Origin of the sequence: Nitrosarchaeum sp. AC2, assembly GCF_013407385.1 — an archaeon.
In the GTDB taxonomy this organism is placed as follows: Archaea; Thermoproteota; Nitrososphaeria; order Nitrososphaerales; family Nitrosopumilaceae; genus Nitrosarchaeum; species Nitrosarchaeum koreense.
The window spans coordinates 969,187-995,838 of sequence record NZ_CP030847.1; the positions used below are offsets into that span (position 1 = coordinate 969,187).

The 26,652-nt window shown below is 31.6% G+C and carries 36 protein-coding genes; 16 read left to right on the forward strand and 20 right to left on the reverse strand.

Going from position 1 to position 26,652, the window contains the following annotated elements; translation table 11 throughout:
* Both DSQ20_RS05780 and DSQ20_RS05785 read left to right on the forward strand, forming a co-directional pair.
* Positions 1–2,199 (forward strand): N-6 DNA methylase, encoded by a 2,199-nt coding sequence (locus DSQ20_RS05780; protein WP_179364928.1) that lies wholly within the window; start codon positions 1–3, stop codon positions 2,197–2,199.
* Positions 2,196–2,933 (forward strand): hypothetical protein, encoded by a 738-nt coding sequence (locus DSQ20_RS05785; protein WP_179364929.1) that lies wholly within the window; start codon positions 2,196–2,198, stop codon positions 2,931–2,933. The genes DSQ20_RS05780 and DSQ20_RS05785 overlap by 4 nt, the downstream gene beginning before the upstream one ends.
* Before the next feature lie 4 nt (positions 2,934–2,937).
* On the opposite strand, the gene DSQ20_RS05790 is transcribed toward DSQ20_RS05785, so the two are convergent.
* Together DSQ20_RS05790 and DSQ20_RS05795 are read right to left on the reverse strand one after the other, a co-directional pair.
* Positions 2,938–3,177, reverse strand: coding sequence for a hypothetical protein (locus DSQ20_RS05790; protein ID WP_179364930.1), 240 nt, complete (start codon positions 3,175–3,177; stop codon positions 2,938–2,940).
* Between the two features lie 210 nt (positions 3,178–3,387).
* On the reverse strand, positions 3,388–4,044 hold the full coding sequence (locus DSQ20_RS05795; protein ID WP_179364931.1) for an HNH endonuclease: 657 nt from the start codon (positions 4,042–4,044) through the stop codon (positions 3,388–3,390).
* Positions 4,045–4,108: 64 nt separating this feature from the next.
* Here DSQ20_RS05795 and DSQ20_RS05800 point away from each other — a divergent pair, with 64 nt between their 5' ends.
* Together DSQ20_RS05800 and DSQ20_RS05805 are read left to right on the forward strand one after the other, a co-directional pair.
* Complete coding sequence (locus DSQ20_RS05800) at positions 4,109–4,384, forward strand: hypothetical protein (RefSeq protein ID WP_179364932.1); 276 nt, start codon at positions 4,109–4,111, stop codon at positions 4,382–4,384.
* Positions 4,385–4,435: 51 nt separating this feature from the next.
* Entirely contained in the window at positions 4,436–4,618 is a 183-nt protein-coding gene (locus DSQ20_RS05805; protein ID WP_179364933.1) for a hypothetical protein, read from the forward strand.
* 175 nt (positions 4,619–4,793) lie between these two features.
* Here the strand turns inward: DSQ20_RS05805 and DSQ20_RS10430 are convergent, their stop codons facing one another.
* Together DSQ20_RS10430 and DSQ20_RS05815 are read right to left on the reverse strand one after the other, a co-directional pair.
* A complete protein-coding gene (locus tag DSQ20_RS10430; protein WP_218841281.1) occupies positions 4,794–5,468 on the reverse strand; it encodes a YbjQ family protein in 675 nt (224 codons plus the stop codon).
* A 58-nt stretch (positions 5,469–5,526) separates the two neighbouring features.
* A complete protein-coding gene (locus DSQ20_RS05815) occupies positions 5,527–5,751 on the reverse strand; it encodes a hypothetical protein (protein ID WP_179364934.1) in 225 nt (74 codons plus the stop codon).
* A gap of 508 nt (positions 5,752–6,259) precedes the next feature.
* On the opposite strand from DSQ20_RS05815, the gene DSQ20_RS05820 reads away from it, so the two are divergent.
* Positions 6,260–6,682 carry a hypothetical protein gene (locus DSQ20_RS05820; protein WP_179364935.1) on the forward strand — a complete coding sequence of 141 codons (423 nt, stop codon included), beginning with the start codon at positions 6,260–6,262 and terminating at the stop codon, positions 6,680–6,682.
* Between the two features lie 37 nt (positions 6,683–6,719).
* Positions 6,720–7,526, forward strand: coding sequence for a winged helix-turn-helix domain-containing protein (locus DSQ20_RS05825; protein ID WP_179364936.1), 807 nt, complete (start codon positions 6,720–6,722; stop codon positions 7,524–7,526).
* 7 nt (positions 7,527–7,533) lie between these two features.
* Here the strand turns inward: DSQ20_RS05825 and DSQ20_RS05830 are convergent, their stop codons facing one another.
* Both DSQ20_RS05830 and DSQ20_RS05835 read right to left on the reverse strand, forming a co-directional pair.
* Positions 7,534–7,713 (reverse strand): hypothetical protein, encoded by a 180-nt coding sequence (locus DSQ20_RS05830; RefSeq protein ID WP_179364825.1) that lies wholly within the window; start codon positions 7,711–7,713, stop codon positions 7,534–7,536.
* Positions 7,714–7,862: 149 nt separating this feature from the next.
* Positions 7,863–8,030, reverse strand: a complete 168-nt coding sequence (locus tag DSQ20_RS05835) for a hypothetical protein (RefSeq protein ID WP_179364937.1) — start codon at positions 8,028–8,030, stop codon at positions 7,863–7,865.
* Positions 8,031–8,730: 700 nt separating this feature from the next.
* Between DSQ20_RS05835 and DSQ20_RS05840 the strand changes: the two genes are divergently transcribed.
* Positions 8,731–8,880, forward strand: coding sequence for a hypothetical protein (locus DSQ20_RS05840; RefSeq protein WP_179364938.1), 150 nt, complete (start codon positions 8,731–8,733; stop codon positions 8,878–8,880).
* Between the two features lie 100 nt (positions 8,881–8,980).
* Here DSQ20_RS05840 and DSQ20_RS05845 read toward each other — a convergent pair whose 3' ends face one another.
* The gene (locus DSQ20_RS05845) at positions 8,981–9,130 is read right to left on the reverse strand and encodes a hypothetical protein (protein ID WP_179364939.1); all 150 of its coding nucleotides are present in this window, start codon (positions 9,128–9,130) and stop codon (positions 8,981–8,983) included.
* A gap of 380 nt (positions 9,131–9,510) precedes the next feature.
* Here DSQ20_RS05845 and DSQ20_RS05850 point away from each other — a divergent pair, with 380 nt between their 5' ends.
* The 3 genes from DSQ20_RS05850 to DSQ20_RS05860 all read left to right on the forward strand — a co-directional run bounded on the left by DSQ20_RS05850 (position 9,511) and on the right by DSQ20_RS05860 (position 10,788).
* Positions 9,511–9,810, forward strand: a complete 300-nt coding sequence (locus DSQ20_RS05850; protein WP_179364940.1) for an antibiotic biosynthesis monooxygenase — start codon at positions 9,511–9,513, stop codon at positions 9,808–9,810.
* Positions 9,803–10,150 carry a DUF488 domain-containing protein gene (locus tag DSQ20_RS05855; protein ID WP_179364941.1) on the forward strand — a complete coding sequence of 116 codons (348 nt, stop codon included), beginning with the start codon at positions 9,803–9,805 and terminating at the stop codon, positions 10,148–10,150. The genes DSQ20_RS05850 and DSQ20_RS05855 overlap by 8 nt, the downstream gene beginning before the upstream one ends.
* A gap of 128 nt (positions 10,151–10,278) precedes the next feature.
* On the forward strand, positions 10,279–10,788 hold the full coding sequence (locus tag DSQ20_RS05860; protein WP_179364942.1) for a uracil-DNA glycosylase family protein: 510 nt from the start codon (positions 10,279–10,281) through the stop codon (positions 10,786–10,788).
* Between the two features lie 38 nt (positions 10,789–10,826).
* Here the strand turns inward: DSQ20_RS05860 and DSQ20_RS05865 are convergent, their stop codons facing one another.
* Entirely contained in the window at positions 10,827–11,000 is a 174-nt protein-coding gene (locus tag DSQ20_RS05865; RefSeq protein WP_179364943.1) for a CDGSH iron-sulfur domain-containing protein, read from the reverse strand.
* Between the two features lie 105 nt (positions 11,001–11,105).
* On the opposite strand from DSQ20_RS05865, the gene DSQ20_RS05870 reads away from it, so the two are divergent.
* Positions 11,106–11,639: a ferredoxin family protein gene (locus DSQ20_RS05870; RefSeq protein ID WP_179364944.1), complete on the forward strand. Its 534-nt coding sequence runs from the start codon at positions 11,106–11,108 to the stop codon at positions 11,637–11,639.
* Positions 11,640–11,962: 323 nt separating this feature from the next.
* On the opposite strand, the gene DSQ20_RS05875 is transcribed toward DSQ20_RS05870, so the two are convergent.
* Positions 11,963–12,187 (reverse strand): hypothetical protein, encoded by a 225-nt coding sequence (locus DSQ20_RS05875; RefSeq protein ID WP_179364945.1) that lies wholly within the window; start codon positions 12,185–12,187, stop codon positions 11,963–11,965.
* Positions 12,188–12,384: 197 nt separating this feature from the next.
* Here DSQ20_RS05875 and DSQ20_RS05880 point away from each other — a divergent pair, with 197 nt between their 5' ends.
* The gene (locus tag DSQ20_RS05880; protein WP_179364946.1) at positions 12,385–12,918 is read left to right on the forward strand and encodes a hypothetical protein; all 534 of its coding nucleotides are present in this window, start codon (positions 12,385–12,387) and stop codon (positions 12,916–12,918) included.
* On the opposite strand, the gene DSQ20_RS05885 is transcribed toward DSQ20_RS05880, so the two are convergent.
* On the reverse strand, positions 12,919–14,265 hold the full coding sequence (locus DSQ20_RS05885; RefSeq protein ID WP_255458152.1) for a multicopper oxidase domain-containing protein: 1,347 nt from the start codon (positions 14,263–14,265) through the stop codon (positions 12,919–12,921).
* A 399-nt stretch (positions 14,266–14,664) separates the two neighbouring features.
* Between DSQ20_RS05885 and DSQ20_RS05890 the strand changes: the two genes are divergently transcribed.
* The gene (locus DSQ20_RS05890) at positions 14,665–15,051 is read left to right on the forward strand and encodes a hypothetical protein (protein WP_179364947.1); all 387 of its coding nucleotides are present in this window, start codon (positions 14,665–14,667) and stop codon (positions 15,049–15,051) included.
* Between the two features lie 100 nt (positions 15,052–15,151).
* Here the strand turns inward: DSQ20_RS05890 and DSQ20_RS05895 are convergent, their stop codons facing one another.
* Both DSQ20_RS05895 and DSQ20_RS05900 read right to left on the reverse strand, forming a co-directional pair.
* Positions 15,152–16,252 (reverse strand): Rieske 2Fe-2S domain-containing protein, encoded by a 1,101-nt coding sequence (locus DSQ20_RS05895; protein WP_179364948.1) that lies wholly within the window; start codon positions 16,250–16,252, stop codon positions 15,152–15,154.
* A gap of 89 nt (positions 16,253–16,341) precedes the next feature.
* Positions 16,342–17,193: a VOC family protein gene (locus tag DSQ20_RS05900; RefSeq protein ID WP_179364949.1), complete on the reverse strand. Its 852-nt coding sequence runs from the start codon at positions 17,191–17,193 to the stop codon at positions 16,342–16,344.
* Positions 17,194–17,355: 162 nt separating this feature from the next.
* On the opposite strand from DSQ20_RS05900, the gene DSQ20_RS05905 reads away from it, so the two are divergent.
* Positions 17,356–19,125, forward strand: a complete 1,770-nt coding sequence (locus DSQ20_RS05905) for a cation:proton antiporter (protein WP_179364950.1) — start codon at positions 17,356–17,358, stop codon at positions 19,123–19,125.
* Positions 19,126–19,162: 37 nt separating this feature from the next.
* Here the strand turns inward: DSQ20_RS05905 and DSQ20_RS05910 are convergent, their stop codons facing one another.
* On the reverse strand, positions 19,163–19,441 hold the full coding sequence (locus DSQ20_RS05910) for a cation:proton antiporter (RefSeq protein ID WP_255458153.1): 279 nt from the start codon (positions 19,439–19,441) through the stop codon (positions 19,163–19,165).
* A 262-nt stretch (positions 19,442–19,703) separates the two neighbouring features.
* The gene (locus DSQ20_RS05915; RefSeq protein ID WP_179364951.1) at positions 19,704–20,114 is read right to left on the reverse strand and encodes a hypothetical protein; all 411 of its coding nucleotides are present in this window, start codon (positions 20,112–20,114) and stop codon (positions 19,704–19,706) included.
* Between the two features lie 296 nt (positions 20,115–20,410).
* Between DSQ20_RS05915 and DSQ20_RS05920 the strand changes: the two genes are divergently transcribed.
* Complete coding sequence (locus DSQ20_RS05920; RefSeq protein ID WP_179364952.1) at positions 20,411–20,962, forward strand: PEFG-CTERM sorting domain-containing protein; 552 nt, start codon at positions 20,411–20,413, stop codon at positions 20,960–20,962.
* 305 nt (positions 20,963–21,267) lie between these two features.
* On the opposite strand, the gene DSQ20_RS05925 is transcribed toward DSQ20_RS05920, so the two are convergent.
* From DSQ20_RS05925 to DSQ20_RS05945, 5 genes are all read right to left on the reverse strand, one after another.
* A complete protein-coding gene (locus DSQ20_RS05925) occupies positions 21,268–21,660 on the reverse strand; it encodes a hypothetical protein (protein ID WP_255458154.1) in 393 nt (130 codons plus the stop codon).
* A gap of 1 nt (position 21,661) precedes the next feature.
* Entirely contained in the window at positions 21,662–21,931 is a 270-nt protein-coding gene (locus DSQ20_RS05930; protein WP_179364953.1) for a hypothetical protein, read from the reverse strand.
* 373 nt (positions 21,932–22,304) lie between these two features.
* Positions 22,305–22,673 (reverse strand): hypothetical protein, encoded by a 369-nt coding sequence (locus DSQ20_RS05935; protein WP_179364954.1) that lies wholly within the window; start codon positions 22,671–22,673, stop codon positions 22,305–22,307.
* Positions 22,674–22,782: 109 nt separating this feature from the next.
* Complete coding sequence (locus DSQ20_RS05940) at positions 22,783–23,406, reverse strand: superoxide dismutase (RefSeq protein ID WP_179364955.1); 624 nt, start codon at positions 23,404–23,406, stop codon at positions 22,783–22,785.
* Between the two features lie 141 nt (positions 23,407–23,547).
* The gene (locus tag DSQ20_RS05945) at positions 23,548–24,111 is read right to left on the reverse strand and encodes a TATA-box-binding protein (protein WP_007550327.1); all 564 of its coding nucleotides are present in this window, start codon (positions 24,109–24,111) and stop codon (positions 23,548–23,550) included.
* Between the two features lie 166 nt (positions 24,112–24,277).
* Between DSQ20_RS05945 and DSQ20_RS05950 the strand changes: the two genes are divergently transcribed.
* Positions 24,278–24,781 carry a hypothetical protein gene (locus DSQ20_RS05950; protein ID WP_255458155.1) on the forward strand — a complete coding sequence of 168 codons (504 nt, stop codon included), beginning with the start codon at positions 24,278–24,280 and terminating at the stop codon, positions 24,779–24,781.
* 98 nt (positions 24,782–24,879) lie between these two features.
* On the opposite strand, the gene DSQ20_RS05955 is transcribed toward DSQ20_RS05950, so the two are convergent.
* Complete coding sequence (locus DSQ20_RS05955; RefSeq protein ID WP_179364956.1) at positions 24,880–26,604, reverse strand: DEAD/DEAH box helicase; 1,725 nt, start codon at positions 26,602–26,604, stop codon at positions 24,880–24,882.
* Positions 26,605–26,652: the final 48 nt, after the last annotated feature.

Sequence of the window (26,652 nt, forward strand, 5' to 3'; positions counted from 1 at the left end):
GTGGATACAATTCACTATGAGACTGAAGTAGATGCACTCCAAAATTGTATTTTGCGTTTAAAAGACGAATACGGTTTTGACCAAAAAAACATCAGAACAGAAATTCCAGTACAAGTAGGACCTAAACGACAGTTAGTAGACATTATTGTGTATAAAGACGGTTTACCATATATTCTAATTGAAGTAAAACAAAAAATTCCTGAGAATCATGAATTAGTAAAACAAAATCTAGAATTAATTTCTTCATTTTTAGGAAATAGATATGCCATGATAACGGATGGAATTTATGATTTATGTTATATTGTTCAAAACTCATCACAACAAAATAAACTTAAATCAATTCCAGATATTCCTTCTGAATACTCAAAAAGTGATTTAATAAAAAAACAAAAAAGACATATTATTTTAAAATCTCCAGAATTATTTTTTTGGAATATTTGTGAGGTTTTAAGAAGTAAAACAAAGTCAAGATATCTTACAGAAAAAGAAATCAGTGATGACCTTCTAAAACTAGTAGGTGCAAAAACTTTTGATGAAAATAATTCTAAAAAACCTCAATTCACAGCAGATAATAATGAAAATTATTTAAAAATTGTTACTAGAATTGAAAATATATTAGAACAACTCAACAATAAACAAAAATCACAAATTTTTGAACCAAAATTTAAACTCCCACATGACATACTAGTTGAAATAATTTTTAAAATTCAAAAATATTCTTTAACAAAGTCTAAAATTACAGATTCCAAACTAGGATTTCCATATTTTGTTTTTTCAAAAAACAGTGGAGAGTTTTTAACTCCACCTAATATTGTTACATTTTTGACAGATTTATTCCCAATAACTTCTAAGATGAAAGTTTTAGATTTAGCATGTGGTAGTGGAAAACTTCTATTTGATGCTGGAAAAAAAGGAGCAACTATTGTTGGTTTAGACATAAATGAATCCATGACAAATCTTGCAAAGATTAATTGTTATTTACATGGAATTGAAAATGCAACCATACTTTGTACAAATAGTCTTGATTCTTTAGATACACTTTCAAGAAAATCTAATGATGTAATTCAACCCAATTCATTTGATCTCATTATGACACACCCACCTTTTGGATTAACTTCTCAAATAGAATATCAAAAATTTTCAATGCTAGCAACTTCGGGAAGCAAGTATGTAGAGGCATTATTTATTGAAAGAAGTTGGGAATTATTAAAAGAAGGTGGTAAATTAGCGATTATTTTGCCTGAGGGCATAATTTCTAACAAAGTAACACGGGCAATTAGAGAATTTATCACTAAAAATTTCAAGATTTTAGGTACTATTGGTTTACCTGATTATGCATTTTATCCTTATTCTTCTATTAAAACTTCCATACTAATACTAGAAAAGTTAGGCCCTAAAATTTATCAAAACCCATACAATATTTTTATTGCAAATGCAGAAAATTTGGGATATGATAGACATGGTTCTTTAACAAATGTAAATGATTTTTCTCAAATAATTGAAAAATTTCATGTATTTTTAAAAACAAACAAAGGTCATACATTTGATACATCATCAAATGAAGAGTTGAGATTAGATGGAAATTATTTTAAAAATATATCCAATCTAGGTTCACAAAAACAAATTTGTCTTTTAAAAGAGATTGCCGATATTTCTATTGGAGTCAAGAATCATAAACTTCGAAAAGGCGATAAATATAGAATAGTGAAAGGTCAACAAATCAAAGATTTTGAAATTGACTTGTCAACTGCTGATTTGACTGGATTTGAACTAATTTCCATAGATAAGTTTCTTCTAAAAAATAATGACATAGTTCTCACTCGTTCAGGTACAGTTGGAAATGTTGGATTATGTAAAAATGTTGAAAATGCCATTTATAGTGATAATGTAATAAGAATACGAATCAATTCAAATAAAATTATTCCAGAGTATCTTACTTCTTTTTTGCATTCAGAACTAGGTCAAAAACAACTTAGACAGTGCACTACTGGCAGTACAATTCGGGGAATTAGTTTGAGCAATCTTGAAAAAATTCAAATTCCAATACTTTCAATGTCTGAACAAAATAAGATTGCACAGAGGTTAGAGGATATTTTATATCAAAAATTAAAATTAAAAGAAGCATCAACTAAATTTGAAGATTCTAAGTTAAGACTTTCAAAAATTATTGAAGATGTTGCATTGGAGAAAAAATCATGAAATATTTAGTTATTGCCTTGTTTGTGACATTATTTCTAAATGGGGTTTTAATGGCATACGGGGAACAACCCAATTCCAATAATTCTGAAGTAATAGGTACGTATTCCAATGGCACTATTTCCATACAGGTAAACCTTGATTCCACAAACTCCAATCATGTAAGTTGGAATGAAGGTGATGTTTTAATTGCCTCGACAACAATAGTAGCATTTCTTGGATTCGGTTCTTTTATTTCACTTAAATTTGAAACAGATTCAAAATATGCTCAATTGATATGGTTACGCGTAATTTTAGGATCGATTGGTGTTATCATATTCATCCATATTCACGTAATTATTTTTATTATTCAAAATAATTTTGATACTAGTCTTTATACAAATTGGCTTTATTTGACTATTATTTTTATCATCCTAATTTTGATTTCTATTAATGAAATAGTTAGATTAGAAAGTAAAGGGCGTGCAACTAAATCAACATTTTCTCTAATAAGAGATACTGTACAAAAAAATATCGAAGAACAAATCGCTGCAGATAAGGAAGCTGCTGCAATTACTGCAAAAATAGATGTCACAAAATATGATATGGTGATTCAAAATTTTAAAAGGGAGTTGGAAATTTTGAAAAATAACATTAAAGAATTCTCAACTAATAAAAAAAGTGCAAAACCTAAAAATAATAAAAATACATCCAAAAAATCTAAACGAAAAACAACGCTTACAAAACGTAAAAAATAATATTTTAAATCTCAGCGATGATAAATTGGCCTACACGTTCTGGGAATTGGTGTTCTAGAGATTCTAACAGATAAGTTGCTAATTCATGATCAGATTGATTTAACTTGGTTAGCTGTCTGTTAATTACATTGATCACTATGTTTGCAGGATATTCCAGGAATAATGCTCCCAATTCTGTGGCAAATTTTCTAGCTAACTCTCGGTTATCTTTTTCATCTAATCGAAATACTGAAGAAATACTCATAACTACATTATACCACATAACTTATTAAATATACGTTTTATCTGTTAGCAAACTATTGGCTCAAAAATACCTCAAATAACCCTCGTTTGGCAAGTCTTTTTAAGTCAAAGAACATGGTAAGAAAATAGAATATTTTTGTCATTTACGACATATGAAAAAATAGTACAGGCATGTAAAGAATAATTTGATCGGCTTCAAGTTAGAGATGAATTATTTAATTGAAATGTTATGATTATTACAAACAATGTGAACATTATCAATAGCAATCGAATTAGGTCCAGCATGTTGGAAAGTTAAATTATGTTCATTCCCACATTCATGACATCTACGACCATTTTGTTCTAATACTTTGGTCATGATACTACTGGGAAGTACTGCCCTTAATGGAATTTCATTTAGTTCTTTTACAGTAAATTTTGTTCCATCATGTGCTGTTAGTTTGAATTTGAAGACTTTTCGTTTACCATTAGATACATACTCTGAATCAGTTAAGAAAAAATCACCATGATAAATCCAATTTGCACCACCTAGATTTTCATAAACTTTCACACGTTCAGCAGTACCTTCTCCTGCTTTGAATTGTTGAGCAGCCTCATGAAATCGTCCATTCTGTGTTAATGTGCCTTTAGGAGTTCTTTCTCGTTGATCAACAGATTTTGTATCAATACCTCCTGTTTGTGGGACATCATGTCCATCATAAATTAAAACAGTGTCATTTTCTAAAAATTTATCATCATATTTAGCATCAGGTGCTCTGGACATTAAAACAATTGAATGTCTATCACCCAAGCTAAAATTAATTCCTTTTACAAGACGAGTTTTTTCCCTATCGCACATTTCTTCATAACTTAAAATTTCACCAGGCATACATAATCAAAATTAGATAAGACATAACTAGAATTTAAGAATCATTTCGATTAGTTTATTGTTAATGACTGTTAAAAATGCATTAAAAATTCTGGAAGAATTCATTGAGAGAAAATCAGAACTAAAAAAAGGATTTCTAGATATGAATATGCCTTGGAATCAAGGCCAAGACTGCATTAAAGAACTATCAAAAGGATTGGCAACGACCATGGAAAAAGACATACAAATTCTAAATTCCTTGAAAATGGAGTTAAATCCAAACTGTGGGCATCCAGAAAATCTACACGATAAAGGTCCTGATGGCAATCTATACTGTATGGGTTGCAATCTAGACCTCTAATCTTTTTTTTGATAAATCTTTAATTATTCAAAATTAAATCTATGATTTGATATGGTTGTAACAAAAATTGGCTCATGTCTTGTGTGTAATAAACTAAAAAATAATCTTACAGAGCACCATGTAAAAGAATGCAATAATGAGATTATGATGGTATGTGATGATTGTCATAGAGTAATTACATGGTATCAAGATCAAGCTCTTCCTAAATTTAAAGAATATTTAGAACGAAAATAAATACAAAATAATATCTAAAATGGCAATAATTTATGGTATTTCAGAAGCTACAAAAGAATTCCTAAAGAAAATGCATCGATGTTAAATGTTATTTGATAGATCGTTGTAATTTATCAAGATAAAAATAATAATTCCAACTAGTAAACTTTCTAAATATTTCGAGAGAATATGTCATTTATTTCACTGCTCTGGTAATCACAGCGGTTCCAGTTGCCACTACCATCAACATTTGTTTATTTTTTCCTTCAATTGAATTAAATTTAATGTCGACGCCAACCACAGCATTTCCTCCCATTTTTCTTGCCTCTTCTGTCATCTGTTTTATCACATCCTCTTTTGCCGTACGAAAGTTTCGCTCCATGATTCCTGAACGCCCACCAAACGCATCAGTTAATCCCATTACCATATCTTTGAGAAACATCAAACCTATTACGGCTTGTCCACTAACAATTCCAAGATATGCAATAATGTCCCGTCCTTCTACATTCAGAGTAGTCGTTACTACCCCTTGCTCAAACTCTCTTAGCTTGGCAAGAAAATACTCGTAATCCATTCCAAATAGATTTTCATCGTTTTTTAGTTTCTGTTTTAACTCATCCCATCTTTCTTTATTTCCAATACCGTTTGATTCTAATTTCTCAATCTGTTCATAATGCCAGTTTCGTTTGTTTTTGAGTGCTTTAGTATACTCATCTCCAATTTGACGATAATACTGATATTCTTCATCAGTAAGTCTCTCGCCTTTCTGTAATTTCTTTTTGATTCCTTTCCATTTTTTTGGTTCACCAAATTCTCGCCCTTCCATTAGAATGATATTTTCAAGAATAATTTGAGAGATACGATCTTCCAATTATGTGAAAATAATCCTAGTCTTAGATAAGTTTTGTAGTTCTTGTTAATCTCAAGTATTATAATTTGAACAATTCTTTGATTTTTTGTCCAAAAGAAACCGCTACATCTGCAGGATATGGAGCAAATCTTTCAGAGGGGATTCCGCTAATTCCTAACGATATTCCAAGTAGAATAAGTACTGAAATAACCCAAATGAAATTAATTGAATACAAAAACAATATTCCGATAGAAAAAATCACTGAAAACACGATACTTTTCTTGATTAGAGTTGATTTTTTCACTGTATTTTTTAAAATTTATTCTAAACTTAAGATGAATGGGGTATTTTTAAAACAACAATTTTTACACATTCTAAGAATTAGTTTTAGAATTTTATGATAAGCGTATCCTCAAGCCTAAATTGGAGGGATGCCATTTTTATTGATAAAGAATAAAAATGATATCCTCCCAATTTGTTCGGGAAAAGATGTTAGGTTGTCATTCTTATATAATACGGTAGGCAGATTTTTTTTAGAAAATATCTCATGAGATTGAGATATCTTGAAGTGTAATTATTTTATTTAGCTGTAACTGTGAAAATACAGCTAATATTGTTACCTGAATTAATGAGTAACCAAAATATAACATAGACATGGAAAAATGCCCAAAGTGTTCAAACCCAATTATTGTTAGTAACACAAACGTAGCAGTAAATGTTGAACAACCATGGAAAAAAGTTCAGGCAAAAATTTGTCTAGATTGTAACTTTATGGAGTTATTCCGCAATTGACTTTTTACGTGGAAAACGCAATGAAAGATGAAATAAAAGTATTGTCTCAGATTGACAAGACAAGTTATGTAAATCTGTGCAAATCCATCTTGGATTTGGAGCAGAACATCTTTTTTGTTGGAATAATCAATAATCATGGAAGATTGGTGGACTTTGTTAAAAAGCAAAACAAGATGACACAAAGTCTAGAAAGTATGGATTTGGATATGATATGTATGCAAGCCAGACTATACATGTCAATGCAAAGTGATCATGATGAAAATCTTGGCAGATTCGGTCATTGTATAACCGAGCGAGAAAAAACTACAATGCTGACAATCCCCACCATATATGGGACTGTGCTTGTTATATCTTCAAACGAAATAGATTCAAAAGAATTGATCCAAAAAATATTTCAGGTTACAGACAATAGCTGTTTTGCACAGATTCTAAACCCGTGTTAAAGCAAGGTTTAGATTCTGTACATCTGTTAATAATAAGATGCGAAATAGTTACAAGAATGCTAGTAGTGACTTTCTGGATCTTTCAAGTGAGCAACGACTTGATATTCTATTTCATCTGATGCAGGAAAAATCAAAAGTGTCCCCCATGGCCAAGATACTTGATTCCACTGTACAGGAAGTCCACAGAAATTTCGAGAGACTAGCAAAATCAGGATTTATTGAAAAAGACATTGATGGGTACTATCATCTTACCATTTATGGAACTACTATGTGCACTCAGATTCCGACAATGATGTTTTTCTCCAATAATAGAAAGTATTTCCAGGAACATGACTTTGGAGATCTTCCTGTAAAGTTTATCGAACGCATAGGGGCACTATCCACTGGAACTTACATCAAGGGATTTACCAAAGTGATTGAACAGTGGAAATCAATATACAAAAATGCAAACGAATACATCTATGAAATGCATTCAGAGGTTTCAAATGATCTCATAGAACCTTTGATAAAAAAAGCTAAAAACGACAATGTAAAAATAAATTACATTCTATCAGAAGATTGTATCGTTCCAAAGGGAAGAAAAAAGACACTGGAGAAATTTGGTTTTAGTAGTCTGTTGGAAAATGGAACCGTTGAAAGAAAAATGTCAAAACAAGTTTTAGTAGTAGTTGCCTTAAATGAAAAGGAAGCATGTGTCTCATTTCCTAACAGAAAAGGTGAGTCAAATATCGGATATGCATTTTACGGGAATGACATCAGATTTCATGAGTGGTGTCTTGACTATTTCAGGTATAGTTGGCACAACTCAGGTACATTCAGAGAAAGCAAACTAAAAGAAGAATAGAGATTACTCATTCCAGTGGAAAATCTGATCCACATCCAAGACACCATCCTCTTTCTCCTTTGTAAATATCGCTATAATATTGAATGATTTTAATTCCACACACAAAACATATTATCTCCATAGTTCTCGTTTTTGCATTTTTTATCATCGATTCTGTTTCTTGATGTTTGTTGGTTTTGTGAGACAATTGTTCTTCCTCACAACAGGATGGTTAGCAAAATAATTGAAACCACTGCAACTATATGAAATAAATAATAAGATGTTTTGTGCCTGGGTATTCTTTTCAGACTTTGTCTTTTCTTATGTTTTATTTCCTGTACTAAATCATTCATTTTTTCACAATACTCCTGGCATTTCTGTCACGATAAATACCCCCAATCCAATTCCCATCACCACACCAAGTCCAGTGCAGATGAGACCAAATTTTACAACCTTTTTGATTGGAGCATGAACCATCATGTCCCAAGTGCTGATTGATTTTTGTATTTCAATAGTGCTGTTCATATTATGTAATATGCACTACTTGATGATAGACTGTACTCATCAAATGTTATGATGACTAAGCTGTATCTGTTAAATTAATACAAAATTACATTGTAATATACAACGTAGTAATTTTTAAAAAATATCTGTATCATAGTAGAGTTCTCAAGTAAATTTGACAATATTTGCTCATACAAATGTACAGAGAAAATATCCTGAGATTTAGATTTCGATAGTTAGTCTTTACCATATTAGATATTGTTTGTACGTGAATTGAATATATTATAAAATAAGGGAGGATAAAAAGGAAATTTTGACAGATTTCTAACTACTCTTTGCCATGATGATAGAAATTTTTAATCAAAATTATGTTGAATTAATGTCAACTTTTCCTTTTATTGTTTTTTCGCAGTATATGCTCTAACGTATCTTTTTTTTGTTTTGTTAGGATGTCTATTTACAAATTTCTTAAAACTATTTGTAACTATTCCACAGCTAACACACAATATTTCTCGTGTGCTTGTGTCATGCACAGTATTTTTGTGATTGCATCCTGGATTCATTTTCATTATTCCTAATGCTCATCAAGATTAATGATAGTTAGTATCAAAAACTGCTGAATTATCATAAATTCAGCTTAGGGCAACATCTCATTCAAATTATCTCATTAGTGATGCCGAAATACAGCAACTATATTATATTCATATTCAGAATATAGATTATGACGGATAATCCAAAAAAAGAAAGTTCATGGGATAAAATGGTTCATGCATCTTTTAGAAAAGTAGTTGCGTTTGATCTATTATGTATTGGAATCGGTATTGTTATAGGAATCGGAATAGGTGTTTACCTAATTGCTGGTTCTCCTTAATCTTTTTATTATTTACTTGCATTTTCATATCCAACCTGCATGAGATAGTTTTTGGGTTTCTGTTTTTGTCTAAATCATAATTTTTGAAACGATTTTACCATTATATCACCACAATTATCTTTCTGAAAACAAAAACTTCTAGTCCAATCCAGATGATTGTGCCAATCCCCAACCAAAAAAGATCATATTTCATAATTTTTTTGAATGGGGCATGAACTATCTTGTCCCAAGTGCTGACAAATTTTTCCATATGATTATTCATATAATACATGATGTAACCCTTAATGATAGATAATACTCAACAAATGTTATGATGAATCAGCTGAATATGTCAATATCATTAATACAAATTATAATGCATAACACAACATGGAAATTTTTAAAAAATGTTTACATTGTGGGAAGGAATTTTTAAGCAGATTTGAAAACGTTTGTTCATATAGATGTGCAAAGGAGATATCATAAATCAGTTCATGATAACTTCACTTACATCTAAATGATTTTAAAATATTATTTGATTTAGAATTGTCATTATTTCTATTTGCAAGTATTTGCACTATAAACCATCGATTCAAATACTTTTAGTGAGAATAATAACTGGAAATGTTTATAATAATAGAATTTCCTAAAATGGATTTTAATAAAGAACAAGATTTTGAAGATTGGTTCAAGGCATCAAATCAAAAATTTCAAAAATTTAAGGGTATTATTTCAAGAAATCTATTAAAACAGAAAGATGGGACTGAGGGTTCCAAATACATAGCTGTAATGGAATTAGAGAATGAGCAAGCGTATGTTAATTTACAGTCTAGTGATGTACATAAAAATACATTATTGGGGTTGATAGCAATTATAGACGATATGCCAGTAAAAACAATCTATGAAACTGTATATTCAATTAATACAAAATCGCTGATCACTAATGATTAAAACCAAAAGAATTTATGAAAAATATTCCTCTGAGGACGGGTATAGGATTTTAATTGATAGACTATGGCCAAGAGGAATTTTGAAAAATAACGCACGTGTGAATTTATGGTTAAAAGAAATAGCACCAACAGATCAGCTTAGAAAATGGTTTTCGCATGATCTAAAAAAATGGAATGCATTCAAGAAAAAATACATTAAAGAACTAAATGAAAATAAATGTACGGTATATAAAATCAAGAATCTGAAAAAGGAACATAACCCAATTACACTAGTATATGCTGCAAAGGATGAACAGCATAATAACGCTGTTGTCCTGTTAGAATTTTTAGATACGCTGTGATCACCATATCAATTAATGAAAGTAATTAGAAATGATATCTATAAAACATATTCAAATTACTTGTGATAAAAATCATGAGATCGTAGATTGAGGTTAATGATTTGATACGATGTAAATTTTCAAAAAATATGCGAATTCTATTTGTTGGGATAAACCCATCTCCGGGTACGTACAATCGCGGTATTCCTTTTTCTAATAACAAGACTTTTTGGTATTTGCTAAATAAATCTGGATTAATTAATGAAAAAATAATAGATTTGAGAGACGATATAACGCTCAAGCAAATTTATAACACAAAATTTAACACAGTATACAAATTTGGCATAATCAACATAATAAACAGGCCTACTCCAAATGTGTCCTTTCTGGTAAAAGGTGAAGAAAATAAGGGTAGGAGAAAAATTTTAGAAATAATAAAAAGATACAACCCCAAAGTGGTTTGTTTTATAGGAAAAATATCTTATGAAATGTTTTCTCATGAAAGAAAAATTATCTTCGGATGGCAAAATCACATTTATAATTCAAGGTCATACGTAATGCATTATCCGTTACATGGAAAAGCATCTATTAGAATACAGGATCTCAAAAGAATCAAAAAACAATTGATACGTAATTCTAATACAAATTCTTTCTTTTAACATATAAAAAAATTAGAAAAAAATAGATAATAAATCAATTAGATTATTTTTATTTCAGATTTATTTGCCTGAAATCCAATTTTGGCATGAGTGCCATCACAATAAGGTTTATTCTCAGACTTGCCACATCTACACAGTGCTGAAACTGTCTTTCCATCGACTTCTACAATAAAAGGTCCATTTTCTAAAGCCTTTATGGTTACTTTGTTCATAAAACTATACGTGTTTAGTCAATATTAAACAGTACTACACGATTTTGTTTAAAATTAAACAAGATTTGTGAGTATATCTTAAAAGACAGCAAGACGACTAACAGTATGCCAATTGATGAAAACTTTCCAAATGATCTTAAACCAATTGGAAAAATAAATCATTCCGATGGTGAAAACTTTCATTGGTTTTGGGGTCCAGGTAAATTAAAAGAAGCATCAACACATCCTGAGGTCATTAAAGACTTTACAAAACGAGGTGAAAAACTTGAACCTTTAGGAATTAGTGGTACGATGGTTGCTGTTGATTGGGATTCATGTTATGCTGACGGTGCATGCATTGAGGCATGTCCTGTGCAGGTATTCCAATGGTATAGAACAGAAAAAGATATTCCAGCAAAAAGCGTAATTGGCGAAACATTTGAAGGAACAGGTGAAAACTCCGATAAAGAAGGTAGAAAAGACTATACAGATAAATCGGATCCAATTAGAGAGCATGACTGCATATGGTGTATGGCATGCGTTTCTGTTTGCCCTCCTCAAGCTATCAAAGTTGATCAATCAAACTTGGAAGCTCATGAGAAAGCTGCAGGAACTTATGTGAAAATAGAAGCAGGTACTGCTAATCCACATGCCCATTAATAAGAAAAAAATCTGTCCACTACATAAGGATGTTATTCTTACACATACAGAAACATGTGGACTGAAAGTAGATTATTGTTGGAAATGTCAAGAATTATTTGGAGAGAAGATATGAGCATAAGTTTTGTTTTGACATACTTGATTTCTTAGATTTTCCAGTAACCTTTGTACTGCACATACATGATTTTTATGAAATCAGAGAATGGAATTTCAGCTCCTTTTGATAATTCATCAGAACATTTTAAGACGATTTTTCTAAATGATGAACTTGATCATGATCAGCACGTAGTTGATTTGTAGCACTCAAGATAATATCATGTCAATTATTTTGAGGACAAGAAATCCCTAAGAATTTCAGCAACACCTGAAGTGTCACATGCCTCTAATCTATCAAGCAGGTAAGAATCAGTTTCTGCTTCTTGTATTTTCTTTTTTAATTTACGGTATTTTTCGGCATCATCCTTATCTTGTATTATTTGATCTAAATCTGCAGAGGTAATTTTATTTTCTTTAATTTTTAATTCTAATTCTTTGTTTGTTAAAGTCATACCAAATATTTCCATATTGGAATATTTAACATGATATTACTTTTCCCAACGATGATATGATTAATTTATGTGGGAGATTTTGCTGTTTATTCTCATCAAATTTTGACATTGTTTAACTATTTAAATCGCAATATTAATTTTAGATTTTAAAACTAAATCAAAATACATTATTAATGAACATAGTTTTACCAAAATAATTGACTGAAGAGCAAAAAAAGAAAACAGAAACAATGTCATTTAGATTAGATAGTAATGTTTTAGATAAAATTAGAAAGGAATCTGAATCTCAAGGAATAAGCCTGAATGTTCTAGCTAACAAAATTTTTTCAAGATACACTGAATGGAGTATGTTTGAGCCCAAAGTGGGCATGGTTCCAATAGCAAAACCCATAGTCAGTGCATTATTTCAAAAATTGACTGAGAAAGAGACAGTAGAATTAGCAAAAAAAATAGGACAAAGCATAGTGTCAGATATTGCCACATTTATGAAAGGTACGATGGATGTTGATTCTTTTGTATCATGGTTTGTAACAAGAATGAGGATATCAGATTTTGAAATTAATCATGTTGTAAAAAATGAAAAGCACACATACATAATCAAACATGATTTGGGATACAACTGGTCTTTGTATCATAAAACAGTATTACAATTAATTTTCAACGATGTTTTAGAAAAAAAGATAGATTCTGAAATAAATGAAAACATGATGAAGATTGTTTTTGAAAAATAGTCATACTGATTTTATTGTTCCAGTCATCCATGGATGAAGTATACAGTAATATTCAAACAATCCTACATCATCAAATTTTTGTTTAAATGTATCATTTGGCATCATCATTCCAGAATCAAACAAGTCATTCTTACTAGTAACTGTATGAACTGAAATATCATCATTAGTCCAAGAAACAGTATCGCCAGATTTGATCTGAGTTATTTGTGGATAAAATGACTTGTTTGAAGACTTTACAGCTGAACCTTTTTCAATATTGCAAAGAGTAGTTTCAACTATTTGTGATTCAGATGTTACTTGTGAGAGAACATTGTGTTGTTCATGTCCTGGTAAAATGGTAGTTGTTTGCGTAATCTTTGCATTTACATCAGGCTTTTGTAAATCTGTTAGAATTTGTTTTTGCCAGTTCCACATATCAATTGATTTAGTTTTGGCAATGTCTATTCCATCAACTGCATTTGCTGATGCATCTTGCACGTTGAAATACGCCATTGTACCTTTTTCTTCTGGAACTCCGTGTAAATGAAATAGATATCTCCCAGGCTCTTTCCATTTTGCCTCAAATATTGCAGCATTTCCTGAGCCTACTTCCCATGTTTGAGTTTTAACAGGTTTATTTTCCCAGATTCCAGAAATTATTGTATCAAAGATAGTTCCATGAATATGAAAGCCATATGCAGGAATAGCACCCATATCCACATAGTATAATCTAACTAGCTCGTTTGTCTTTGCAGGTAATGGATTTGTCCAATACTGATCAGCATAGCCGTTAAAGAAAACATAATCAGGAGTCCAAGTCTCTTGGTCTTCTAAATCATATTCTCCTTTGACTAGCACGTATTCTCTTGCAGGTTCTACTCCTTCTTTTGGATCTACGATAAATGCGCCATACAATCCGTTTCTAACATGTGCAGACACTGGCATCACATGACAATGATACATGAAAACTCCTGCAGGTTCTGCAATGAAATCATAAGTGTATGAATTTCCAGGCAGAACTTCTTGGAATACACCGTCATTTTTTTCATTGTGGTCTCCATGAAAGTGCATTGTGTGTGGCAACTTTCCATTATTGATAAAATTAATAATCACTCTATCACCTTCAGTTGCTCTTAGAGTTGGACCAGGTATAGTACCATTGAATGTCCAAGCTTCAACTCTCACTCCAGGTGCAATCTCAAGTGTTGTATCCTCAGCGATAATAGTAAATTTTCGTGTTATGGGGGAATTGTGGACAGATTCATTTTCTGCAAATGATTGTAACGGAGAGTCCATTGCAAGAAAAACTATACCAAAGGCAACACCAAAGCATGCAACTACAAACATCATGACTATAGTTCTGTCCACGAAATATTGTAATCTGATTTGACTTTTAATGAAGAGGTTTATTGTGCAAACATTTGCAAACAATAGTATACGTTGGTATTAACTAGTAGGATTTTCTAAAATTTAGCTTGGCACCAAGATGCAAAGGACAATGTGTTGACTTGAAAACAAAGAGATTCGATAGGGGATTGAAATATCAAAATGGCATAAAATGGTGTACAGTTTGTTCTCATTTTATACAAACAGAGTTTATTCGTTGTATCTGTTGTAATACAAAATTACGAGTTAGAGCAAAACATAGAGTAGAACAAAATCAAACACATGTATGAAAAGAAAGATCAATGTTGCTGTATTTTTATTAAATGCAAATGTTTGCAATGAATACAATCTTTCTAAATACAGTAAGGCAATAGTAAAAATATGCAAATAATACAGAATAATCTAGATTTTTTACGAAGGTATGGATATTCAGATAACATAAAAGCAGAAAAAGCAATAGCAATGCTTTTGATTACTAGACGTCATGAATTAAGAACCATAGCAGAATCAGTGTTGACTCATATTCCAGGACAAATCATTTTATCTGAATGGAGTGAATTTATTCTTCACATGTGTCTTGATGTAGAGGAGTGTTTTTCCATATGGAAAGGTGATATAGAGCCATCACAAAATTTCTATTTTAAGTCATTTGTAATATTAAGACAATTCAGTAAAGGAAAAACATCGATGAATCAACTAACACATTTTTTGAATTTGGCTTATAGTATTGCTCAAGAATTTAGAGTGATTTACAAAAGAATGGAATAAAGATGAACAGGATTTGGTGTTTTTTTTATAGAGTATATGGTACACATGATTAAATAAAAATATCATTCAATTTTTGTTATAATATTGGAAGATAAAGTAATTAATCCTCACTAATTTTTAATGATTGTGCTTTTCGTCCAGCCTTTACAATTTTTTGCTCAGAGACATGTTCGTGGAGTATTATTTTTGCCATTTCTATGCTTCTTCGGGCAAGATCTTTTGCTCCCTCTTTAAGTCCTTCACTTTTTTCTACATATGCAATATTGTTTTCCATGTCTTCTGCATCCCATCCTCTGGTATGTGCAATAAATGGAAATGGTGGAAATACAAAACCAACTTCAGCAAAAAAGCCAAGCATATGGCCTGCTACATCCTGAACGTTGTCTTGTCCACCAGTGATGATAAAGCTTGCAACTTTGTTTTGAATTAATGATTTGTTATTCAGAGTGATTTGATTTTGGATGCAGTTAAAACGTTCAATCATTTTATGGTATAATGAACTTGCAGCACCCCAACGTATAGGGGTTGCAACAATTATTACATCTGCCCAATGAACTAGTGCTTCATAGACTTGTACTAGCTGGTCTGTCTCATCCATTTGAGTAATAGAACATGGCCAAGTACACGCTTTGGCACTTTTAGAATAATATCCCTCACATGCTCTAAATTTCAAATCATTTAGACGAATAAACATTGTTTGTGCTCCAAGTTCATTTTTTGCATGATTGATTGCAACTTCAAGTAATTTATCAGAAGTTGAGTAACGTGGATTTTTTGAATCCATTATAGTAGTTGAAATTCCTACAACTCGTATTGGACCATCTTCTCGAATTACATCTCGTCCCAATGCATGTGGTGGATGCGGCAGTTTATTTCGATTAGTAACAGAATTTGTATTGATGAATAGATGATCATTTTCAATTTTTAGCTCAAACTGAGGAACTCTGTCTTCTTCAAATCCAGGTTCACCGAATCCAGTTATTCTATGAAACTTCCAGTTATGCCACGGACATACAATGTAATCCCCATCTAACTTTCCTTTACCTAATGGACCACCAACATGATTGCAAACTCCAGAGACTGCACCAAACTTACCGTCATAATATGATAATGCGATGGTAATTTTTCCTACTTCAATTTCTTGCAATGGTTGAGACTTTAATGAATCAACAGAACCAAGATCAGCCCAATTTTTTTCCAATACTTTCTATGAGTAATATAAAATTAAAAGGATTTGTATTGTTATTTTTTTGTGATCTTTTCTTTTTTCCTTTTTATCAAATAACCTGATCATTTTACAGTCAAATGAATTGATATTTTATCTTCATCAAATATACTAAATGAGCCATCTTCTAATGATTTAACAGTTATTTTAGAAGATTCTAGTTTTCTTATCATATAGTTTAGTTTATCTTTGCTTGAAAATTGAAGTGTAAAATAATCCAATCCTGCAAATTCTGTAGATGCTTGAGATATGTCTTCTCCAAGCCAAGTATTTGTTGCAATATGATGATGATATTTTCCTGCTGCAAAAAACAATGCGCCTTTCATACTTGCAGTGGTTGTAAGACCAAGAATTTCAGAATAGAATTTTTTTGCGTTTGCAAGATTGGATACATGTAGGTGGACATGTCCTATTGATGTATCTGATGGAAATCCACTCCAAGATTTAGTTGATTCGGCAAGCAATCCTTCCATATCAAGTGGTTCTATTGCCATTACTACTTGGTTTTCAATCCATTTCCATTCGGATGGTATTCTATCACGATAAATTTCTATTCCAATATTATCAGGATCACGGATGTAAATTGCTTCAGATACAAGATGATCTGAAAAACCGTCAATTTTTATCGTATCTTTGTGTTTTAGTAAATGTGAAAGAAATTCTGCCAAGTCTTTTCTTTTCGGAAGTAATATTGCAAAATGATATAATCCTGCTCTTTTAGTTAAATCAAGTGGTTTAGCTGTAGAAAGGGCAACAAGGTAAGGCAGGTTACCATCAGATGAAAGAAATACAACATGTTCTGTTTGTTCAACTATTTTGAAACCAAGAAAGGATTTGTAAAATTCTAGAGATTGGTTTATGTTAGATACATTAAGATGAACTTGACCTATTCTAGTATTTTGATCAATAGGAATCATATACGCATTAGTATTAGTAATTCAACAATATAATGGCAATTATATTGATTTAAAATTTAGATGTTATTTTTAATCATTTTTTGGAAATTGTTTATTGTATACCATGGAAGTTTTAGCCAATATCAAATAGGCTTTTAAGGATTAAAAGGCTAAACTAGGTGATTGGTATCTGCAGGAACAACAGAGTTTCTAAGCTTACTTGCAATTCTTTTTGGCGGAGGAATGATTGGTGCTTGGCTAATGCACAAGATAAAATTTCCAACAATCATAGGATTCATACTAGTTGGAATAATTGTAGGACCTTACGGGTTAAGTGTAATAGAAGATACCGAATTAATCAATCTGTTAGCAGAATTTGGAATCATCATACTGCTTTTTGTCGTAGGATTGGAATTTAGTATTAACAAGTTAAAGCGTGTTGGACTAAACGGAATCATCATAGGGACAGTCCAGCTTGGAATTGTATTCTTTTTGGGATATATTGTTGCAATAGCACTTGGATGGTCTCATCTAGAAGCACTTTTCTTGGGTAGTATTTTGTCCATTACAAGTACTGCAATATCACTTAGATTCTTGCGGGATCTCAACTTGGTAAATACCAAAGAATGGGATACAGTAATCACCATACTGATAATAGAGGACCTTGCAGCTGTTCTTCTTTTAACATTGCTTGGCAATGCTTCAAGTGGAGAACATTTTGCAATAACTGATGCTGGTTCATTGATAATTCAAAGCATATTGTTTTTTGTTTTGACTTTGGCAATAGGCATCAAAGCAATTCCAAAGCTATTGGAGCGTGTATCCAAAATAAACATGGAGGAAGCTCCTTTTGTTACTGCACTTGGTTTGGCATTTGGCTTGGCAGTTCTTGCACACTTTTTGGGTTTGAGCAGTGCGATTGGGGCATTTTTGATGGGAATGATAATTGCGTCTTCAAAGTTTTCTGAAAAGATAACTCCACGTGTTTTACCGTTAAAGGATTTTTTTATCGTGATATTTTTTGTTTCAATTGGAATGCTTGTAAACATTGCACTAATTCCAGATGCAATTTGGATTGCGATTCCAATTGTCATCATAGCTATAGTTGGGAAATTCATTGGAAACATGTTTGCAGCATCAATGTCAGGAAATACTTTCATCAGCGCATCCACTATCGGTGCCATGATGATTCCTATTGGAGAATTTTCATTTATCATAGCTAAATTAGGAGTAGACAGTGGAAGCATAGACGAATCCATCTATCCTGTCACAATATTAGTATCACTTATCACCATGCTTGCAATGCCTCTTCTTTTACGAGCTTTACCTACAGTTGTAGACCAAAGATCAATCTTTCCAAAAAAACTCTTGAATTATGTTTTCTTTGCAGGCAGATTTGTAGGAGCAGGTGCGTTTAAAGAAAAAACAGAACAGAGCAATAAAAAAGATAATTTGAAAAAATATGGACCGAAAATCATGGTTCATTTTGTAATAATTGTATCATTACTTGCGTTGTTAGGTTATTTTACACCAACAATAATAGATCTTTTAGAAAATCCAGACATACCGTTCTTTATGAGCCCATCTTTGTTTCTTGGAATTTTAACTGCACTTATTGTAGCATATCCAATATTTCTGATGATAGGAAAAACTGAGGGAATAATAGATAGAATATCAAACACAATTACGGTCAATTATGGACAAAATGAAAAACAGATTGTCAATAAACCGATACACCGAGTATTACGTAACATCATCTTTATCGGGATAATCTTACTTTTAGTTGCAATATTCATCAGCTTTGTAGATTGGGAGATAGAAAATGCAAAGGTAATCATTTCAACCGTAGGTTTTGTAGTAATGATACCTCTGATTCTAAGCACAATATTTTCAATACGAAAACTCACACAGACTCATTTGTTTGACAGTTGGATGTCTTCAGACAAAGAATAATCCCATACAATTTAGAAAATAAGATTGTAAAATTTTATTATTCGTATGCTTCGACTGTCTTTATTCCTTTTTTTGCCATCAATACGCCAAGAAAAGTTGTCAGCACAACTACCATGCCGACTATTGGGAATAGGTTGTCACTTACAACGCCAAGATCCATTCCTGTTTTTAACACAATAAATGAAAACTCCCCAAGTGATGCCATGCTTAGACCTATGGCAAGTGCATACTGCTTGCCACTGCCAAATATTTTTACTCCCACATACACACCAAAAATTTTTCCAAATATTGTCAATACAGTAATTACAACAATCATTACGATTTATAATTTGGAATTTTGCAGTACAGTTCTGAAAACAAATTCATGAAAGGTCTAATTAAAAGACCTCTTTTGAATTAAAATAATCTTTTCATGGGTGGCCAATATTCGTTAAACGCATCTTGGCGTGCAAACCGTATTGAATTTTGAAATCCTTAATTAAAAGTGTATTTTTGGGATTTTGACGTTAACTTAAATTATTGAATTAGGGTTAAACCATTAACTTTTTGTTTGAATCCGCAACCCAAGTGGAGGGATTTCACACAGTTGGCATGTTTTTATTTTGAAATCTTTTTTCTTTCTTTGTTTGGATTACAGCCCAGACAGAGCCAATTACAACACCCACTTGAACTACTTTAGATACCATACCTAGATGGCCAATGCTTCCAGCCTCCATTCCAAATACTACTGCCATATCGGTTCTTGTCATTGCATACAATGCAATTAGTCCAATTGTCCCTGCAATGATTACCCCATGTGGAACTAGACTATTTGGACCCTTTAACATCCAAAATACAACTAGAATGTAAGCAATTGCCACAACCAAAAAGAATGATCCCTTCACCATATCTTGTTTTTCAAACAACTCTTCGGATGTCTCAACAAAGTAAACTATGGAAGTTGCAATCATAAAACCTACAACAATTCCAATTATAGAATTTTTATTCACGTGTACAATACAGTTAATTTATAATTTAAATCAAAAATACAATATTCATAACTGATTTTCAATCATGAGAAAAACATTGTATCAATTAATGTTTTTTAGATTTAAAGAGTAGTAAAATATCGGATTATGTGGAATGGGTTTCAAATTAGTTTAATTTCTAAGTTTTGGTTTAAAATGCAAATAGTTCTGAGATACATCTTATTCGGCTAATTTTCAAAATTGATAATTGACTCCAGTCTTATATGATTTTTAATCCTATAATACACATGGTGAGTCAGTATTTCCAGATAATATTATTGGGCGTATTTTCTTTTGGAATGATATCCTCTGCAAATGCTCAACAAGCAAATCTAGATTCAGAATTTAGTATAAACGATCCTCTTTTTATCGCAACATTTGGAATTGAAAAACTACCTATTCATGTTAAGGATGATACTTTTTTTGTATATTATGATTTTACTGATCCTCCAAAGGGAATTAAAGATGAACTTAAAGTTAGCAGTATTTCCTTAGTTGAAGAAAATAAATCACTCTTGATTAAAATTGAAAATGCAACTTATCTTTCACATATGGCATTTCTTTTTCCAGATGAATTGATTAATGCGGAAGATCATGCTTTCAGATTACTAGTAGACAATATAGAAAAAGATTACGAAATTACACATTTTAACACACACACAAATATAGACATAATGGTTCAACCTGGAACAAATAAAATTGAAATCATTGGTACTCATGTAATTCCTGAATTTGGTTCGATTGTAGCATGGGTTTTGATTGTAGGAATAATGTCAGTAATCATAGCAACAAGAAAGAAAATGATTCTTCAGTCGTATACAAAATTCTAAATGATAAACTATGAATGTTTTTTGTTAGTAGAATCTAACATAACTCAAGTTTTTAAAAAATATTCTATTATTCTTGTTATTATAAAATGAAATAATGTCACTAGCAATCGAAATTGCTAGCTGAAGAATTCACGCCTAGCCAACTTTCAGTCAACAATTCTTGGCGTGTAAACCAAGTACACTTTCTCTCAATTCAGGCATATGAAGAAGAACATTCTATTTGACTTTAAGCATGAAATCCAATGATGTGGTTTCATTTACAGCTAGCAAAAAGCTTTGCTGAAAATAATTAACAGTACAAATTTTTAGGCTTTGGTAGGATCTCTACTTAGAATATTCAAAACATGTTCAATGATTTGTTTTTGTCCTCCTTCATGAAGATCCATTCGGGTAGTATCCGAACCCATACTTACAAAGATCAGATGATCATTTCCCAATGGGAATGTGATCCTAGTAATTTTTTCAAATGCTGCAACCGCATAAAGTCCTCTTCCAATTTTTGGACTAAGTTGTTTTCTTGCTTTCCATGCACTTGCCGCTCTTTTCAAAGATGCAGCGGTCTCGTCTTCGGATAAATAATTCACCACTCCTGGACGATGATTTACTGAAATTATGTTTCCATCGATATCGGTAATTACGCTATGTCGAATATTAACATCAGAATCCATAATTATTTGTAAAAGTTTTGCAGCGTCCATGTTATCCTCCAGATGATAATTTATGTGGAATTGATAATTTTTGCAAATATTCATAGTGAGTTCTCAAAAAATCCATGATTTTACGATCTTCATTTTTGTCAATAGGAGATCCATTTGCAAGTATGCTAAGATATTTTAGATCAGAATCTAAACTATGTAATGACTTTTTAATTCCACCCACATAACCGGATCGGATATAATCTAAGAGTTTATCTTCAGTTTGGAGAATTTGTTTTTCTAAATTTACAATATCTTCATGAACACTTCTCAATGATTGTCATATAGAATATTACAAAATAATCTTATTCAGACAATTTCTTAAAATTCATTAAAAAATTCCAATATTTTTAAACAAAAGAAAAAGATGTACAGCCATTCAAACATTCTAAACCTAGGAAAAATTATTTCTCATAAAAGTACAATAATTAAGAATGTATCAAGCGTATAAAACATATAAAAATAAAGTTAATGAAAGACAGCATAAACTTGCTCATTGAAATTCTCGCAAGTCGCCAAGTCGTCTTTCATCACAATGAATTAACAGAATCCAAACTTAAGAGTAACTATTAGTAGACAAAATTCTAGAAATTTAATCATAGGATTTAGCAATAAGATAAAAATGAAAATCGAAGATTAGTAAAAAATTACTTTAAGCGTCTATAAATCTCCTGAAATTCGTCAGCTAGTGTATAAGATATGTTCAAGAGATGAGCCAATTGATTCATCGTTGTTTTATCTCGAGATAGCTGTCTTAGAATTGTTAGTGCTTTTTGAGGAGAGCTTACTGAAAGAGGCATTTGTCCAGACCAAGTCTTAAACGCATCATTTACATCCAAACAGAAATTCAAGACAAATTGTTCAGAATACGGCATATGCTCAGAAGATTTTGCAGTCTTTAAGAGGACACCAGATAGTTCACGAAATTCATTTCTTCTATCAATCAACAACATATCCAATGCTTGTTTTATTTTAGCTTCATCCAAGCCAGATTTTTTTACAATGTAAGTACTCATATTGTAATATACGGATAAAGAGAGATAAGTGGTTCTACAATAACATTAAACGTTTATTGAATTTTTGAAAACAGAATAAACAAACGTTAAGAAATTTCAAGAGTGCCGCTTAATCAGCTATCTCGGCAAATCGATTTTCAACATAATCCCAATTCACTATATTCCACCAATTTGAAACATAGTCAGGTTTTCGATTATTGTATTTTAGATAGTAAGAGTGTTCCCACATATCCAAACCTAAAAGAGGAATTTTCCTTATTGACCAAGGACTGTCTTGATTGGCAGTAGTGACTATCTCTATTTTATTAAAAGTTTGATTAAATACAAGCCAACACCATCCACTGCCCTCAATAGACAATGCTTTGTTTGAGAATACTTTTTTAAAATTTTCAAAGTTATCAAAATACACATCAATTGAATCACCTAACTTACCGCCAGGATCACCATCATTTTTTGGAGTCATTGTTTCCCAAAATAATTTATGATTTTCAAAACCGCCGCCAAAAAAAGATACGTCATTTCGGACAGATTCAGGAATGGTATGTAGATCAGAGAGAATAGATGTAATGTATTGAGGATGAAACTCTCCTGAAATTTTTGCCAATGTTTTGTTTAATCCATCAACATATGCTTGATGATGTTTTTGATGGTGTATTTCCATGGTTTGAGTATCAATGAATGGTTCAAGCTCATCATATCCATAAGGCAATCTAGGCAATTCATATTTGACCATACTCTAATGAGATAATGTCCACATATATTTTTCAAGGGGAGACAAATAATCCCGATTTTTTGATAGGTTTATTCCCAAGATAGTAGACAGAATATGTGAAAATTAAAAAATCCAAATTTGGATTTATCTTTTTTTCAAAAGCTATTGATCATATATCATTAGATTTTTTTCTTCTAGTAATGCATGTAAGTTATGAACAGAACGAAATACGTCAGATTCATTTTTTGCTCCAGTACAAACAAGTTTTCCAGATGAAAATATCAATATGACAGTTTTTGGGTCTAACATTCTATGGATTAACCCTGGAAATTGTTCTGGCTCATACATGCTTCTAGGTAAGGTTCTAGCAGCTTTTTCAAGATGCACTTTTCCACCTAGATTAATTGAAGCTACGATATTTTGAACTGTAATTTCTGCATCCTTTTTTACTTTAATTCCACCTTTTCGAAGTTTTTGGACAACAGTATTTACCGCCTTAATGGCCATTTCTTCGGATTTTCCACCAGTGCATACCATCTTTCCGGTTCTAAAGATAAGAGTCGCTGTTTTTGGATTTTGTAGTCTAAAGACCAATCCTGGAAATTGGTCTGGATTGTATTCAGTATCTGGAAATTTTTTAGTAATATCATTTAGATCGATTTTTTGATCCACAGATGCAGATGCAACCACGTTTACAACACTAATGATTGGTTTTGATTGAGGCATACAGATTTTAGATAAACGGCTTTATATATTCTGGATCAATGCTAAAAGCTCATTTTTAGATAAATTAATGAGACAAACACAATTTTGTAGAGATTTTTTGGGATGAAAATTCAATTTTATGAGGTCTAGAGGAAAAAGTGATAACCGCTAGGAGAAATGAACTATAATGACAAAATTAGGGCTGATCGATTTAGAAATACTGTTTTTAGGGATTAAAAATAATGGGTCATTTAATGAAAAAGACATTGAAAATTCAGAATTAAAGAGATTGGGGGTTGGGAGAATACTAGACTCGTTGGCATCGCTAAAAGATAGAAAACTGTTAACATTGAATAACGATGGAACGTTTTCCATAACAGATTTAGCAAAATACACTTTATGGAGTGAACAAATCCCAACAAGTGTCAAAATTTTACGATTGTTAGAAATCAAGTCATTTGACATAGAAACCATTTCAAATTTCTTAAGAAAACCAGAAGATGAATTGATTGAGGAGATTGAAAAGTTGAGAAAAAAACAGCTAGTCCTGATGTCACCTTTAAGACAAGAATCAAGACTAGTCAAAATGTACGAGATTCTTCCAGAAGGAGTAGAAGAAATTAAGAAAATAGAAGAGTTTGGACTCGATAGTAACTTCGAAGAGAATACAAAAAGGAGATTTTTGAATTAATTAATGAATTAGTTGAAGAGATTAATAACGAATTAGTCGAAGATGACAAAAAGAAGAAAATAATTTTAAAATTAGAAAAGATCAAAGAAAAATTAAGTCTAGGTTGATTTTATTTTATCATGGATTTGTGCTAGAATTAATTCAGCTTTATCCCTATTTTCATACGTGTCAGCTGTCTCATCCATAATGGAGTCAATCTCATAACTTTTATCAACTAAAATATTTGCAACGTGATCATCAAGTGTTCCTTTTCCAATAAGATAGTATGCAAAGACAGTATTTTTTTGACCAATTCTATGCAATCTATCTTCAGCTTGTCGATGTATAGCAGGACTCCAATCTAGTTCTGCAAAAATGACATATTTAGCTCTAGTCAAATTAATTCCTACGTTTCCAGCTCGTATACCAGCTATCATAAGTTTTGATTCTCCTTTTTGGAATTTGTCAATTTGTTCTTGACGAGTTTTATCTGATTGTCCACCAATAATTGTAACTGGAGAAAATTCTTCAAGACTTGTATGTAATAATTTATGAATTACTTTGTGATGACAAAATACTACTACGCTTTCCTCTATCTCCATAATGTTTTTAACAAAATTAATCACGTGCGGAACTTTGGCAATACCAGCAATCTGTCGTTCACTTTGAATTGCTCTTTGATATGATGCTGATTTGTCAAATGCGGTTTCAGCATCTTTTTGTTCTTCTTCAAGTTTATTCCATATTTTCCCTAGTTCATCAAGATAATAGTCAGTATCAGCATCGATGACTTCTTTGTATCTAACTTTATCTTTTAATTCCTTTAGAACATCAGACTTTTTTCGCCTAAGCATGACATGTTTTTGCAATTCATTTCGAAGTGAGGCTCGTTTGTTTTCAAGTACAATCGCTTTGCCTTTTTCATTAACATAACAAAAGTATTCACAAAATTCTTTGAAACTTCCAAGTAGTCCTGGTCTCAAAATATCAACAATTGGCCATATTTCAGAGCCTCTGTTGTAAATTGGAGTGCCAGACAAACCAATTCTATACGAAATTGAAGGAAGTGCGGCTAGTTTTTTAACAGCTTTGTATTTTTGAGTAGTCTTTGATCTTAGATTATGAACCTCATCACAAACAATTGTTCGAATATTTAATTTTGATAAATCAGAAAGACGTTTGTAAAGTAATTCATAATTTATTATGTAAAAATCAGTCACAGGAAGTTCTTTAGATTTTCCAGTTCTGATTATAGTAGATGTCGGAGATTCGGATTCAATGATTCTTCCATTTCTACTTTTTTTCTTTAAAAATTTTGAAATTTCTCTTTCCCAATTGTTCAAAGTAACTAATGGGGCAACAACAAGTACGGGGAAGGTTTGTTTTTCAGTTGCAACATAAGATAATGTTTGCACAGTTTTTCCCAAGCCCATCTCATCAGCAAGTAATGCATTTCCTGATGATTTTAGCAGGAAATCCAATCCTTCTCTTTGGAAATTCAACAGTTTTCCACGGAATTGCTCTCCTGTTTTTGCACGATTGAGATTATATTTTACAGGAGGAATGATTGGTTTTGGAGTATACGTTTTTACAATTTTTCGTTGCCATGCAGATTTAGATAGAATTTCAAGAGGATAACGATCCATAATCAATTTTATCTGTTTTACACTTTCAACACTGTCTGGAATTATTACTTCATCAGTATTTTCACCATACCATGCTTCAGGCACGAGTCTAGATATCATACTGACAGCTCGCTGACCGGTAACCTTCCAACTCCAAATTTTTGAATATTTGTCTAAAACATACTCTAAGGTTCCAAAATTTTCCATGGATGTCGCCATAATTTGTCGATAGAATGTTTTATTGCCTTATGAATCTTGATGTTTCTT

Coding starts and splice junctions, on each gene's coding strand:
- DSQ20_RS05950 (WP_255458155.1), top strand. CDS start 24,278: ATGACAAAATTAGGGCTGATCGATTTAGAAATACTGTTTTTAGGGATT.
- DSQ20_RS05900 (WP_179364949.1), bottom strand. CDS start 17,193: ATGATTCCTATTGATCAAAATACTAGAATAGGTCAAGTTCATCTTAAT.
- DSQ20_RS05825 (WP_179364936.1), top strand. CDS start 6,720: ATGCGAAATAGTTACAAGAATGCTAGTAGTGACTTTCTGGATCTTTCA.
- DSQ20_RS05820 (WP_179364935.1), top strand. CDS start 6,260: ATGAAAGATGAAATAAAAGTATTGTCTCAGATTGACAAGACAAGTTAT.
- DSQ20_RS05795 (WP_179364931.1), bottom strand. CDS start 4,044: ATGCCTGGTGAAATTTTAAGTTATGAAGAAATGTGCGATAGGGAAAAA.
- DSQ20_RS05800 (WP_179364932.1), top strand. CDS start 4,109: ATGACTGTTAAAAATGCATTAAAAATTCTGGAAGAATTCATTGAGAGA.
- DSQ20_RS05860 (WP_179364942.1), top strand. CDS start 10,279: ATGCGAATTCTATTTGTTGGGATAAACCCATCTCCGGGTACGTACAAT.
- DSQ20_RS05935 (WP_179364954.1), bottom strand. CDS start 22,673: ATGAGTACTTACATTGTAAAAAAATCTGGCTTGGATGAAGCTAAAATA.
- DSQ20_RS05840 (WP_179364938.1), top strand. CDS start 8,731: ATGACGGATAATCCAAAAAAAGAAAGTTCATGGGATAAAATGGTTCAT.
- DSQ20_RS05865 (WP_179364943.1), bottom strand. CDS start 11,000: ATGAACAAAGTAACCATAAAGGCTTTAGAAAATGGACCTTTTATTGTA.
- DSQ20_RS05925 (WP_255458154.1), bottom strand. CDS start 21,660: ATGGACGCTGCAAAACTTTTACAAATAATTATGGATTCTGATGTTAAT.
- DSQ20_RS05855 (WP_179364941.1), top strand. CDS start 9,803: ATGATTAAAACCAAAAGAATTTATGAAAAATATTCCTCTGAGGACGGG.
- DSQ20_RS05890 (WP_179364947.1), top strand. CDS start 14,665: ATGCAAATAATACAGAATAATCTAGATTTTTTACGAAGGTATGGATAT.
- DSQ20_RS05785 (WP_179364929.1), top strand. CDS start 2,196: ATGAAATATTTAGTTATTGCCTTGTTTGTGACATTATTTCTAAATGGG.
- DSQ20_RS05940 (WP_179364955.1), bottom strand. CDS start 23,406: ATGGTCAAATATGAATTGCCTAGATTGCCTTATGGATATGATGAGCTT.
- DSQ20_RS05790 (WP_179364930.1), bottom strand. CDS start 3,177: ATGAGTATTTCTTCAGTATTTCGATTAGATGAAAAAGATAACCGAGAG.
- DSQ20_RS05870 (WP_179364944.1), top strand. CDS start 11,106: ATGCCAATTGATGAAAACTTTCCAAATGATCTTAAACCAATTGGAAAA.
- DSQ20_RS05845 (WP_179364939.1), bottom strand. CDS start 9,130: ATGGAAAAATTTGTCAGCACTTGGGACAAGATAGTTCATGCCCCATTC.
- DSQ20_RS05875 (WP_179364945.1), bottom strand. CDS start 12,187: ATGACTTTAACAAACAAAGAATTAGAATTAAAAATTAAAGAAAATAAA.
- DSQ20_RS05955 (WP_179364956.1), bottom strand. CDS start 26,604: ATGGCGACATCCATGGAAAATTTTGGAACCTTAGAGTATGTTTTAGAC.
- DSQ20_RS05910 (WP_255458153.1), bottom strand. CDS start 19,441: ATGATTGTTGTAATTACTGTATTGACAATATTTGGAAAAATTTTTGGT.
- DSQ20_RS05835 (WP_179364937.1), bottom strand. CDS start 8,030: ATGAACAGCACTATTGAAATACAAAAATCAATCAGCACTTGGGACATG.
- DSQ20_RS05945 (WP_007550327.1), bottom strand. CDS start 24,111: ATGCCTCAATCAAAACCAATCATTAGTGTTGTAAACGTGGTTGCATCT.
- DSQ20_RS05805 (WP_179364933.1), top strand. CDS start 4,436: ATGGTTGTAACAAAAATTGGCTCATGTCTTGTGTGTAATAAACTAAAA.
- DSQ20_RS05850 (WP_179364940.1), top strand. CDS start 9,511: ATGGATTTTAATAAAGAACAAGATTTTGAAGATTGGTTCAAGGCATCA.